General features: G+C 55.9%; 11 protein-coding genes. 8 read left to right on the top strand and 3 right to left on the bottom strand.

Going from position 1 to position 12049, the window contains the following annotated elements; all coding sequences use genetic code 11:
* Positions 1–8: 8 nt before the first annotated feature.
* Positions 9–2081, bottom strand: coding sequence for a putative bifunctional diguanylate cyclase/phosphodiesterase (locus QRN85_RS15085; protein ID WP_284759594.1), 2073 nt, complete (start codon positions 2079–2081; stop codon positions 9–11).
* A gap of 320 nt (positions 2082–2401) precedes the next feature.
* On the opposite strand from QRN85_RS15085, the gene QRN85_RS15090 reads away from it, so the two are divergent.
* From QRN85_RS15090 to QRN85_RS15125, 8 genes are all read left to right on the top strand, one after another.
* Complete coding sequence (locus QRN85_RS15090; RefSeq protein WP_062585159.1) at positions 2402–3019, top strand: 50S ribosomal protein L25/general stress protein Ctc; 618 nt, start codon at positions 2402–2404, stop codon at positions 3017–3019.
* A gap of 313 nt (positions 3020–3332) precedes the next feature.
* Positions 3333–5723: an EAL domain-containing protein gene (locus QRN85_RS15095; RefSeq protein ID WP_113099328.1), complete on the top strand. Its 2391-nt coding sequence runs from the start codon at positions 3333–3335 to the stop codon at positions 5721–5723.
* Between the two features lie 23 nt (positions 5724–5746).
* Positions 5747–6463, top strand: a complete 717-nt coding sequence (locus QRN85_RS15100; RefSeq protein ID WP_284759121.1) for a substrate-binding periplasmic protein — start codon at positions 5747–5749, stop codon at positions 6461–6463.
* Between the two features lie 87 nt (positions 6464–6550).
* The gene (gene pth, locus QRN85_RS15105) at positions 6551–7267 is read left to right on the top strand and encodes an aminoacyl-tRNA hydrolase (protein ID WP_284759123.1); all 717 of its coding nucleotides are present in this window, start codon (positions 6551–6553) and stop codon (positions 7265–7267) included.
* 119 nt (positions 7268–7386) lie between these two features.
* A complete protein-coding gene (locus QRN85_RS15110; RefSeq protein WP_113169124.1) occupies positions 7387–8013 on the top strand; it encodes an exopolysaccharide biosynthesis protein in 627 nt (208 codons plus the stop codon).
* A gap of 145 nt (positions 8014–8158) precedes the next feature.
* Positions 8159–9262: a redox-regulated ATPase YchF gene (gene ychF, locus QRN85_RS15115; RefSeq protein ID WP_062585150.1), complete on the top strand. Its 1104-nt coding sequence runs from the start codon at positions 8159–8161 to the stop codon at positions 9260–9262.
* 153 nt (positions 9263–9415) lie between these two features.
* A complete protein-coding gene (locus QRN85_RS15120; protein WP_284759125.1) occupies positions 9416–9874 on the top strand; it encodes a MaoC family dehydratase in 459 nt (152 codons plus the stop codon).
* On the top strand, positions 9871–10338 hold the full coding sequence (locus tag QRN85_RS15125; RefSeq protein ID WP_284759126.1) for a MaoC family dehydratase: 468 nt from the start codon (positions 9871–9873) through the stop codon (positions 10336–10338). The genes QRN85_RS15120 and QRN85_RS15125 overlap by 4 nt, the downstream gene beginning before the upstream one ends.
* 126 nt (positions 10339–10464) lie before the next feature.
* On the opposite strand, the gene QRN85_RS15130 is transcribed toward QRN85_RS15125, so the two are convergent.
* Both QRN85_RS15130 and QRN85_RS15135 read right to left on the bottom strand, forming a co-directional pair.
* On the bottom strand, positions 10465–11007 hold the full coding sequence (locus QRN85_RS15130) for an adenine phosphoribosyltransferase (protein WP_062585146.1): 543 nt from the start codon (positions 11005–11007) through the stop codon (positions 10465–10467).
* Between the two features lie 148 nt (positions 11008–11155).
* Positions 11156–12043 (bottom strand): cytochrome c1, encoded by an 888-nt coding sequence (locus QRN85_RS15135; protein ID WP_112962705.1) that lies wholly within the window; start codon positions 12041–12043, stop codon positions 11156–11158.
* Positions 12044–12049 lie beyond the last annotated feature (6 nt).

Below are 12049 nucleotides of genomic sequence, written 5' to 3' on the forward strand. Positions count from 1 at the left end.
TCGCCCACTCAGCTTGCGAGCGAGATAACGTCCTGCGCCGAAATGGTGATGGGCTCTCTTGGAAGATTGACCACCGACTCGATACTCTCCGCAGGCCCCGGCCGCCCGAAATAGTAGCCCTGCACATGCTGGCAACCTTCGCGACGAAGGAATTCGACATGGGCCAGCGTCTCAACACCCTCCGCCAGAACGGGAATATCCAGGCTGTTTGCCAGAATGAGCGTTGAGCGCACGATAGCCTGCGATTGTATGTTCGATCCCAGCCCCTCGATGAAGGCGCGGTCGATCTTGATCTTGTCGAAGGGGAAGCTCTGCAATGTCGACAGGGAGGAATAGCCCGTGCCGTAATCATCCATGGCGATGCGAACGCCGAGTGTTTTCAGCCTGCGGATCGTCAGCAGCGCATGGCGGTGATCGTCGATAATGCCGCTTTCGGTTATTTCCAGCTCGAGACGACCTGGCTCCAGCCCGCTCTCAAGAAGAATACGCTGCACTTTCTGCACGAAATCCGAGTCCGAAAGCTGCAAGGGCGCCACGTTGACGGCGATGCTCAAGGGATTTTTCCATCGAACGGCCTGGGAGCAGGCTTCGCGCAACACCCACTCGCCCATTTCGATGATGAAGCCCGTCTGTTCGGCGATGGGAATGAATTCGGCAGGCGAAATCATGCCACGCTCCGGATGGTTCCAGCGCAGCAAAGCCTCGAAGCCAACGATTGTGCCGGTGGCCGTGTCATTCTGCTGTTGAAAATAAAGCTCGAATGCGCCCGCAGCCAGACCCGCTCTCATGCTGACCGCAAGCGCATTTCGGGTGCGCGATGCTTCGTCCATGGACTTGTCATAAAAGCAGATCGTTCCGGTCACATCGCTTTTTGCGCGATACATGGCGACGTCAGCCTGGGATATCAGCGTATCGATATTTCTTGCACCCGCATTGCCAACCGCAATACCGATGCTGGCACCGACCGAAAGCACTGTACCGTTCCACGCCACCGGCTTGACAATTTCCGCCAGCAGCCGATTTGCAAATTCGATCCCGTCTGCGCGCGAGTAGAAGCGATGCAACACGGCAACGAATTCATCTCCCCCGACGCGGGCGACGAATTCACCGGGCCGCAGAACCGAACTCATGCGGTCAGCCAGTGAGCGAAGTACGGCGTCCCCTGCCCCATGGCCGTGGACGTCATTGATTTCCTTGAAGCGGTTGAGATCGAAAGACAGCAGGGCAATGCGCGCGGTAGGATCGGCGCTGCGCTTCATCAGCAATTGCAGATGCTCATGAAAGGCTGCTCTGTTGGGAATACCCGTAAGGGCATCGTGAAGGGACAGATGGCGGTATCGTGCGACAGCCTGCAAGCTGGCCTCTGAGTCGATGACATAGGTCGAAAAGCCGAAAGCCAGAAGCACGAAGGTAATGATGATTGCGCTGCCGCCCATGAGACCCGGCGACACCAGAGCCGGTGCGATGGTCAATACCGGATCAAACGACAAGGAAAACGCCGCCATGGCGGTAAAATGCGTGGAGGCAATGGCAAGGACCAGAAACGTCATGCCGCTATACTTGCAGAACCAGTTGACCGGACGAACGACGCGATTTGTCGCCAGAACGCCGAAAATCGCGCCAAGCACCATGGACGCAACCACATAATATGGGTCCCAGATCAACGTCCCCTGTACCGTATAGGCCGCCATGCCGGTGTAATGCATACACGCAATGCCCAGGCCGACAACCAGCCCGCCGCCTTCGGCAAGTGCGGATTGTCCGCCATAGGTCGAAATGGCAAAACCCGCCGTCGTGGCAAGAATGGCGATGATAAAGGACAATCCGGTAAAGCCGGGCAGGAAGCCGACACTACCGGGTGCCTGATATCCCAGCATGGCGACAAAATGGGTCGTCCATATCGTGGTTCCGCCGATCATGCCAGCAAGAAAAAGCCAGTTGGCGCGTTGTATAGATTCGGATTGTCTGGCGCGTGCAAAGAGACGCATGGTCAGAAAGCTGCCCATGACACATATGGTGACTGCCGCCAATGTGTAGCGGATGTCGTGTTCGACGGCCAGGCAGGTGAGAATTTGGTACATTGACATCACGCATCTGTTGAAGTGTCACAGATACTAGTCATCATCTGTATTCATCGCGTTTATTGATATAGATAAGCAAAAATTAAATTATACCCCTCTAAATAGAGGTATTTTGTCCAGACTTAAATCCACGGGTGAAACAGGGCGTTGCGTGACAACGCGGTGACAAGCCTTGCCTTTGTGCCCTCTTTATATTATAGCGCCCGCATCCGTGTAGACACCCTTGGAGGCAACACGGGCGAGATGGCTTTCAAAACGCCTCTCCAGTTCCATCCGGCCTGCCGGAGTGAACTCTCCAGACAACCTAAAAGGATTATGCCATGAGCAAAGAATCGTATGAGCTCAAGGCCGAGGCGCGCGAACGAGTTGGTAAGGGGTCCTCTCGTGAACTTCGTCGCAACGGTTTGATTCCTGCTGTCATCTATGGTGACAAGCAAACCCCGATTTCCATCGCGATCTCGACCAACGAGGTCACGAAGCGCGTTCAGGCTGGCGGTTTCATGACCACCATCGCCACGATCGACGTCGACGGCCAGAAGTACAAGGTTCTGCCGAAGGACTACCAGCGCGATCCAGTTCGCGACTTCATGATGCACGTAGACTTCCTGCGCGTATCCGGCAATTCGCAGGTTACCGTCGAAATCCCGGTTCACTTCATCAATGAAGAAAAGTCCGAGATCAAGAAGGGTGGCGTTCTCAACATCGTTCGTCACACTGTCGAAGCCCACGTTCCGGCAAACGACATTCCTGAGGCGATCACGGTTGACCTCGACGGTCTGAAGATCGGCGACAGCGTTCACATCTCGCAGGTCAAGCTGCCGAAGAACGTCGCACCTGTTATCACCGACCGCGATTTCACAATTGCAACCATCGTGCCGCCAGTCGTCGCGATTGTTGATGAAGCAGAAGCTCCGACAGAAGAAGCTTCCGAAGAATAAGTCGCGTTTCGACGCTGCTTTTATGCCTTCTAATGCCTCGCATCCTCAGGACGCGGGGCATTTTTTATGGCCGGATGATATCCATAGATCTTTCAACAATCGCCATCAGAATTATTTAGTGCTGATTAATCATGCCCGGAAACGATAATTCAAAACTTTAAGTTTAGACGTCATACGATTGGTACGTTCGGGACCATTGTCTGAGACTTATCTAATCTGGGACGCGTCACCATTTTCAAACAAGACTTTTAATCGCGTGCTTCTGTTGTACGCGCGGCAAGGGTTGAAGGGCAAAGGGACGGTAGTACGGCATATGACTCACTCCGTAGAAAGTCGCTTCATAGCGATTGTTTCCGGCGCGCTTTTGGCGTTGGTCACTCCGCTCTTCACTATCCTGCTGATGCTTTCCCACCACGAAACCGTCGAAAATCAGAATGACCGTCTGGAAATCCTGCTGGTTGCCAATGCGCAGGCCCTGGGGCGTCCGCTGTGGGATCTCGACGATGAAAGCATCAACCAGATTACCGGAACGCTGGTCACCGATCCTGCCGTCTACATGGTCAAGGTCCGCGACATATTCGGCCAGCTCGATATAACCCAGACAGCCGGCTCCCGTACGCCCTCGGATATCTCGTCTATCAGCCGCGACATCACCTACAAGAATCTTGATGGTGAAACAAAAGTCGGCACCATCACCGTTTTTTACCAGAATGTCGGCCTGTTTGCCTCTCTCGGCACTATCGAGCTTGCGGCCATATCGATCTTCGTCCTCGCCATCTTCACGATTTTTGCAGCGGCCATCATCGGCAACCGTCTGATGGTGATGAAGCCGCTCTTGAGGCTGACGGCAGCCATCGAGGCAACACGGCGTCTCGGCTCCCGCCACCATGTGGACTGGCGATCCGAGGACGAAATGGGCCGCTTGGCGCAAAGCTTCAATGAAATGCAGATTCAGTTGGAGCGGGAAGAGCAGGAAATCAAAAAGGCGCATCAGCGCACGACGGAAATCTATAACCGCACGCCAGCAATGCTGTTCTCGCTGGATCCGACCGATCGCATCGCTGCAGTGAGCGATTATTGGGTAGAGGCGACAGGCTACCAGCGGGCAGACGTTTTGGGCCACAATTTCGCGAGCCTGATCTTCCCGGAAGATCGGGCCCGTTTCGTATTGCGCAAGCACAACGAACACACAACCCATGGCATGGCAGGAAGCTCCGAACTGACCATACGGTTCCAATGCGGCGATGGCCGCATCATGGATGTCCTGATTGCTGAAAAAGCGCTGGATGCGGGCGATGGCCACCACCGCTCCGAATGTCTGAGCGTCATGACCGACGTAACGGAGCTTCGACGCTCGGAATTGCGCAACCGGATGCAGGCCATTTCGGATCACCTCACCGGGCTATTCAACCGTCAGGGCTTCGAAGCCATTCTGGACGAGAAGATTATCGAAGCCGATGAAAACCATACTGAACTCGCCTGCCTTTTCATCGACCTAGACCGCTTCAAGATCATCAATGACAATCTGGGTCACGCGGCCGGCGACGCCGTCCTCAAGGGTTTCGTTGATCGTTTAAAGCTTCTTCTGACGCCCATGGATAGCGCATCTCGCCTTGGTGGAGATGAATTCGCGGTTCTGTTGGCGGGTCCCATGACCCAGCAGCGCGCCGAACGCATCTGCGCCGAAATCTGCGCAATCTTCGATACGCCATTCGATGCCAACGGCCACAGCGTTCGCCTCAGCGCAAGTATCGGTCTGGCGCTTTATCCGAGCCATGCAAAAACCGCCGCCGAGCTTCTGCAAAACTCGGACATGGCCATGTATAGCAAAAAGCGCGCAGGCAAGAACGGTGCGCAAATCTTCGATCCGGCCTTCATGAACGAGGCTCGCGAGCGCGCGGAAATCGAACAGGATATCGAGCAGGCCTTGAAGGAGAACTGGCTGGAGGCCTATTTCCAACCCATCCAGAAGCTGAAAAGCGGTGAAACTGTCGGCTTCGAAGCGCTGATGCGCGTCAGACATCCCCGTAAGGGCCTTCTGTCTCCCGCAGCCATCATCGCCGTCGCTGAAGAAAACGGTTCGATCAGCCGCATCGGCAGCAAAATCCTTGAACACTCCATCCGCAATCTCGCCAAGCTGTCGGAGTTGCCAGGTCTGGAGAACGTCTATGTGGCCGTGAATTTCTCCGCGCTGCAGTTCGAGCCGGGCTTGCCGACCAGAATTGCCGGGCTTCTCTATCGCCATGACATCGTACCGAGCAGGCTGGTCATCGAAATCACAGAGGCCGTGTTGATGCATGACGACCCGCAAATCCGGGCTGTGCTGGATGCCATACGTCAGTTGGGCTGCCGCATTGCACTGGACGATTTCGGAACGGGCTATTCCTCGCTGAGCTATCTCAATCGTTTCCCGGTCGATATCGTCAAGATCGACCAGTCGTTTACACGTTCCATTCGTGATAAGGTGCCAGAGATCAGCCAGAGAAGCCGAATGCTTGTGGAGGGCATCAGCGCCATTTCCCACAAGATGAACTGCGTGGTTATTGCCGAAGGTATCGAGTCCGTCGAGCAGCAGGAGATGCTCAAGGATATTGGAGTGGATTGCGGACAGGGCTATCTCTTCGCGCGCCCACAACCTATCGACGCCTATATTGCGGAATTTGAACAGGCAAATAACCAGGCCATTGCAAAAGTAGGAACATGACTTCATCGGGGGGATGGAAGTGAATGTGGCGCATCATTTTATTTTCGATTGCTTTTTTTATAACCTCATCGGCTTCGTCCGAGCAGCTTTTCATCACGACGGAGGAATATCCACCCTACAATACACGCGGGACTGACGGGCAGCCCCGCGGGGTCTACATGGACCAGCTCAAGATTATATTCGCCAGAGCAAAGGTAGACTACGATGCGACGGTCACGCCGTGGGCACGCGCCATCGCACTTGCAGAAAGCAAGCCGATGCACTGCGTTGTGGCCGCGGCGCGTACACCGGAGCGTGAGGCGCAGTTCAAGTGGGTGTCTCCGGTTCACACCGACAGGAATGTGCTCGTCGGCCTGAGAGAACGGAATCTCAAGATCAAAAACCTCGACGAGGCCAAGGACTATCTGATCGGCACCCAGCGCAACGACTATACCCAGTCGGTTCTGAAGTCGCTGGGATTCACCCATATCGACCTCAGCGCCGATTTCGACAAGACGCTGTCGAAACTGGCCGCCGGACGCATAGACCTGATGCCCATGTCTGAAAGTGCGCTTCGGAAACTGCCGGGCGCGAGCTTCCAGGAGGTTGTGGTTCTCACAAACCAGAGCCTGGGAATGGCGTGTAATCGCTCCGTTCCAGATGAGTTGATCAGCAGAATGCAGGTCACTCTCGATGCCTTGATCGCAGACGGAACCCAGCGCAAGATTTACGAGAAATACGGTCTCGTCATTCGCCAATGATTCCCGGCAGGCGATAAAGACGTTGACTTCAGCTCGTTTTTTCGGTGGTGAAAGGCAATCGTCAATCGAAACTGAGCGGACACGTCAATGATCATCATTGCAGGCCTCGGAAATCCCGGCACGCAATATGCAGCCAACCGGCACAATATCGGCTTCATGGCAGTGGATGCCTTGCAGCGTCTACCCTCCTTTTCGCCATGGTCAAGAAAGTTCAAAGCCGAAATTTCCGAGGGCGAAATCGCGGGCGAAAAGATATTGTTGATGAAGCCGCTGACCTTCATGAACCTCTCCGGCGAAGCCGTTGGCGAAGCAATGCGTTTCTTCAAGGTCAAAATCGGCGACATCATTGCCATTCATGACGAACTTGATCTTGCGCCCGGCCGCGCCCGCATCAAGATCGGCGGCGGCCATGGTGGGCATAACGGCCTGAAGTCGCTGGATGCCCATTGCGGCAAGGAATACAGGCGCTTGCGGCTTGGCATCGGTCATCCTGGCGACAAGGAGCGTGTTCACGGACATGTTCTCGGTGACTTCGCCAAGTCTGACAAGACATGGCTGGAGCCGCTACTCGATGCCATCGCTGACAATGCTGACATGCTCGTCAAAGGCGAAGACTCGCAGTTGATGAACAAGCTGGCGCTGGCTGTCGGCGTAAAGACCGAAGAAAAGCCTGCAGCCAAACCATCAAAGCCCGCCGCGCAATCCCACATCCATCAGGCCCGTAATTCTGCCCAGCCGAAGAAGCTTCCGGAGACCGGCCCCATGGCGGAAATGCTGAAAAGAATGTTTGCCAAGAAGGATTGAGAGTGGCACCGACCACTTCGCTGCCGCTTGAAACTTCGTCACGCCTCCCCATTTCAGCCTGATGAAGACATCTGACCGCCATTGCGGGCGCCGCTGCGCCGCCCAGAAATATCCAGACCATGGATGATCCTGCGAACCAACAGACAATGGCGGCCGCACTTGGCCGGCTTCCCGAAGACCTGCCCGAGAAGGTCACGCTGGAAGGGCTGCTCCAGAGCCTCGGCGACAAGGCCATTGCATTTGTCCTGGTCGTCTTCGCCATACCCGCGATCATACCGACACCCGGCATTCCCGCTGGCATGATCTTTGGAACGGCCTTGGCCATCCTGTCCCTGCAGATCATGTTTGGCGCGAAAAAACTGGTGCTTCCCGGGTTTCTTGGCCGCCTGTCGATCTCACGCTCCATCATAGAGCTGACCGCATCGAAGGCAGCACCACGGCTTGCGAAGCTGGAAAAGATGCTGCGACCACGCGGCCATGTGCTGTCGAAACACCTTGGCCCGGCGGTTATCGGCATCGTCATTTTTCTGATGGCGGTGCTTATTGCCCTGCCCATTCCCTTTGGAAACGTGCTGCCCGGCCTTTCGGTGCTAGCGATTGCGCTTGGCCTGGCGCAGAAGGACGATGTCGCCGTCTTGACCGGCTTTGCCCTCGCGCTGCTGTCCATGGTGACAAGCGTGGCGATTATCTACGGCGGATGGGCCCTGATTTCGAACTGGTTCGGCCTCGGTCAGGCTGCGATCTAGGGCACTTCGTTGCTCAATGAAAACGCTCCAGGCCTGCAATTTGCGCGAATCCTCAAGCTTTCCGGCAACAAGGCTTGACCTTCCCCTGCCCATTCCGCAAAAGGCTGGCTAACGGAATTCTTGAGAACAGAGACAGGTTCAAGCCATGGGCTTCAAATGCGGTATCGTCGGTCTGCCGAATGTCGGCAAGTCCACACTTTTCAACGCGCTGACGAAAACGGCGGCTGCGCAGGCGGCAAACTATCCCTTCTGTACGATTGAGCCAAATACCGGCGAAGTTGCCGTACCGGATCCGCGCATGAAGGTTCTGGCCGATATCGCCGGTTCCAAGGAACTCATCCCTACCCGCATTTCCTTCGTTGATATTGCCGGTCTGGTTCGCGGTGCGTCCAAGGGTGAAGGCCTTGGAAACAAGTTCCTCGCCAACATCCGCGAAGTCGACGCGGTCGTTCACGTTCTGCGCTGCTTTGAAGACGACGACATCACCCATGTCGAAGGCCGCATCAACCCGGTTGGCGATGCCGATACGATTGAGACCGAGCTGATGCTCGCCGACCTCGAAAGCCTCGAGCGCCGCGTTGAGCAGACGCGCAAGCGCGCATCTTCCAAGGATAAGGATTCGCTTGCCCAACTGCCCGTCATGGAAGCGGTCATCAAGCTGCTGAATGAAGGCAAGCCCGCCCGCCTTCTCTTGAAGACGCTTGCTGCCGACGAAATCGAAGTGCTCAAGGGGCTTAACCTCCTGACGTCGCACCCCGTGCTCTATGTCTGCAACGTATCTGAAGCTGATGCCGTCGATGGCAATGAACACACCAGGGCCGTTGCCGAAATGGCAAAGGCGCAGGGCGCGGAATGCGTCATCATTTCCGCAGCAATCGAATCCGAAGTCGCTCAGCTTCCTGAAGAAGAGTCCAAGGAATTCCTCTCGGCTCTCGGTCTTGAAGAGGCTGGCCTCGATCGGCTGATCCGTGCAGGTTACCACTTGCTCGACCTCATCACCTATTTCACCGTTGGCCCGAAGGAAACGCGCGCATGGACCATCGTGCGCGGCACCAAGGCGCCGGGTGCAGCCGGGGTCATCCACACCGATTTCGAGCGCGGCTTTATTCGCGCCTTTACAATCGCTTACGACGACTACGTCACCTATAAGGGTGAAGTCGGAGCAAAGGAAGCCGGCAAGGGCCGCGATGAAGGCAAGGAATATGTCGTCAACGACGGCGATGTCATCCACTTCCGCTTCAACACCTGAGGCACACGCCCTCCGCAAAAAGCCCGCGCATCGTCGCGGGCTTCTTGCGTTGACGGCCACGTTTTGCATAAACCCCGGCAATATTACCTTTACGTAAAAGGCCGATTTACGATAGGCTTTAGCCCAATCGTGCTGCGGAAGAGGAGTCTGTCAGTGAAATACGGATTTGAGGATTTTACGCCGGGCCGGAGCTTCCCGCTCGGACCAAAACTGGTCACTGCGGAGGAAATCATAGAGTTTGCGGAAGAGTTCGATCCGCAGCCCATGCATCTCTCGGAAGAAGCCGGGAAAGCCAGCATTTTAGGGGGGCTTGCGGCCTCAGGCTGGCACACATGCGGAATGCTGATGCGTATGACCGTCGACAGCTATATCAGCCACTCGCCCTCACAGGCTGGCCTCGGCGTCGATCTGGTGGAATGGAAGAAGCCCGTTCTGGCGGGTGACACGTTGAGCGGCACAACAACCGTGATCGAACAGAGGGTCAGCAAGACGCGGCCCGGCATGGGCGTCGTAAAGTTGCGCCACGAGCTGCAAAACCAGCGCGGAGAGGTTGTGTGCATAGTAGAGTTGAATGCCATGCTGGCCACCTCCGCAGAAACGGCAAGCGCATGAAATTCATTGACCTCTACCCGCCCGATGTCCCCCTGGAGCTTGGTACGATCCATTTCTCTGCCGCTTCAATCATTCGCTATGCAGAGAAATTTGATCCGCAGCCCTTCCATCTGGATGCGGAAGCCGCCAAGAACTCCGTCTTCGAAGGTCTCTGCGCCTCGGGATGGCAGACCAGCGCCTCCTGGATGAAATGCTTCCTGAACTTCTGGTCAAAGGAAGCACGGCGACTGGTGGCGCAAGGGATAGAACCGCCCAAGCTCGGCCCCTCCCCTGGTTTTCGCAATCTCAAATGGCTTCGCCCGGTCTATGCCGGAGATGACGTGACCTATTTCACGACAATGAAGGCGTCGCGCGCCCTGGCATCGCGACCCGGCACTTACATGAACACCACTCTCAACGAGGGCGTTAATCAGCATGGTGACGTCGTGGTGACGTTTGAGAGCAACGTTCTGGAATTCGATTAGACGCGATCGCCCTTCACAGGATCTGTACCCTTGCAATAAAAAAGCCCCATGACGGGGGTTTTCTTACGCCTGCATTCTGGTGCAGCGTGATCGGCGTAGAGTATTTCCTTGTTAAATGGAAACGCTCTAGTGGCCCGAGAACTCCACAAGTGTCCGCACTTCCACCCCCAGATCCTCCAGCTTCTTTCGGCCACCCAGATCGGGCAGATCGATAACGAAGCAGGCGGACACGATTTCCGCACCCATCTGGCGCAGAAGCTTGACCGCACCTTCTGCGGTTCCACCCGTTGCGATGAGATCATCGACAAGAATGACCTTTTCGCCGGGCTGAACGGCATCCACATGCATTTCCATCTCATCGACGCCATATTCGAGACTGTAGGCCACGCGCACCGTCGTGTGGGGCAATTTGCCCTTTTTGCGGATCGGGACGAAACCGGCTGAAAGCTGATGTGCAACGGCTCCGCCAAGGATGAAACCGCGCGCTTCCATTCCTGCAATCTTGTCGATTTTCGTGCCCGCATAGGGCTGCACCAACTCATCTACCGCCCGGCGGAAGGCACGCGGGTTGCCCAGCAACGTCGTAATGTCGCGAAAGATGATCCCTGGCTTGGGATAGTCATGAATGGAACGAATGGCAGCAGCAAGCTCCGAGGCGATGACGGTCATGAAATTTCCGATGGTATCAGGATTAAAAGTGAGGCGACTTTAACAACTCAGCCCGAGCAGACCAATAGGAAAACAGGCGCGCCGGGCATGAAAAAAGCCCCCACGCGTTAACGTGAGGGCCAGTGTCTCGATATCCTGATGTCGGAGATCAGTGCTCTTTGCGGGAGTACACCGACTTTTTCGTCAGATAGATCAGCGCCGTAAAGATCAGCAGAAACACGATGACCATGAAGCCAGTGCGCTTGCGCTCTTCCAGATGCGGCTCAGCAGCCCACATCAGGAAAGCAGAAACGTCCTGAGAATACTGGTCCAGGGTCTGCGGGGTGCCATCATCATAGGTCACCTGATCGGCGCTGATGGGCGGAGCCATCTTGAGCGCGATTGCGCTGGCGAAATAAGGGTTGAAGTGCGTGCCTTCAGCGACTTCGATACCTTCCGGCGGCTCCTGATATCCCGTCAGCAGCGCGTGGATGTAATCCGGGCCGCCTTCCTGATATCCGCCGAGAATGGGGATCATGTCGAAGATGAACTGCGGGAAACCGCGTTCCACGCCACGGGCCTTCGCCAGAAGCGACATATCGGGAGGAGCAGCGCCGCCGTTCGAAGCTGCCGCTGCTTCCTTGTTCGGATAGGGCGACGGGAAATGGTCGGATGGCACAGCCTTGCGCGAGAACATCTCGCCATCGGCATTTGGGCCGTCCTGCACTTCATATTCGGCAGCAAAAGCCTTCACCTGCTCCTCGGAGTAACCCAGATCTTCCAGCGTGCGGAAGGAAACGAGGCTCATCGAGTGGCAGGCAGAACAGACTTCCTTGTAGATCTTCAATCCACGCTGAAGCTGGCCCTTGTCATATTTGCCAAATGGACCGGCGAAGGACCATTTTTCTTCATGCGGCTTGAGGACGGGAAAGTGTCCGCCTGCAATGGCATGTTCGGTCTGGGCCTTCAGGTCATGTCCTTCTTCCGCGGCGAAAGCCGCGGATCCGAAGCCGCTCATGGCAGCGATAAGCGCGATGCTCGTTACAAGCTTTTTCATTGTAAT

The organism is Agrobacterium sp. fls2-241-TYG-188a (assembly GCF_030209845.1).

Bases quoted from the DNA above. Each gene is read 5' to 3' on its own strand.
- QRN85_RS15085 (WP_284759594.1), bottom strand. From the start codon at position 2,081: ATGTACCAAATTCTCACCTGCCTGGCCGTCGAACACGACATCCGCTAC.
- QRN85_RS15090 (WP_062585159.1), top strand. From the start codon at position 2,402: ATGAGCAAAGAATCGTATGAGCTCAAGGCCGAGGCGCGCGAACGAGTT.
- QRN85_RS15095 (WP_113099328.1), top strand. From the start codon at position 3,333: ATGACTCACTCCGTAGAAAGTCGCTTCATAGCGATTGTTTCCGGCGCG.
- QRN85_RS15100 (WP_284759121.1), top strand. From the start codon at position 5,747: ATGTGGCGCATCATTTTATTTTCGATTGCTTTTTTTATAACCTCATCG.
- pth (WP_284759123.1), top strand. From the start codon at position 6,551: ATGATCATCATTGCAGGCCTCGGAAATCCCGGCACGCAATATGCAGCC.
- QRN85_RS15110 (WP_113169124.1), top strand. From the start codon at position 7,387: ATGGATGATCCTGCGAACCAACAGACAATGGCGGCCGCACTTGGCCGG.
- ychF (WP_062585150.1), top strand. From the start codon at position 8,159: ATGGGCTTCAAATGCGGTATCGTCGGTCTGCCGAATGTCGGCAAGTCC.
- QRN85_RS15125 (WP_284759126.1), top strand. From the start codon at position 9,871: ATGAAATTCATTGACCTCTACCCGCCCGATGTCCCCCTGGAGCTTGGT.
- QRN85_RS15130 (WP_062585146.1), bottom strand. From the start codon at position 11,007: ATGACCGTCATCGCCTCGGAGCTTGCTGCTGCCATTCGTTCCATTCAT.
- QRN85_RS15135 (WP_112962705.1), bottom strand. From the start codon at position 12,043: ATGAAAAAGCTTGTAACGAGCATCGCGCTTATCGCTGCCATGAGCGGC.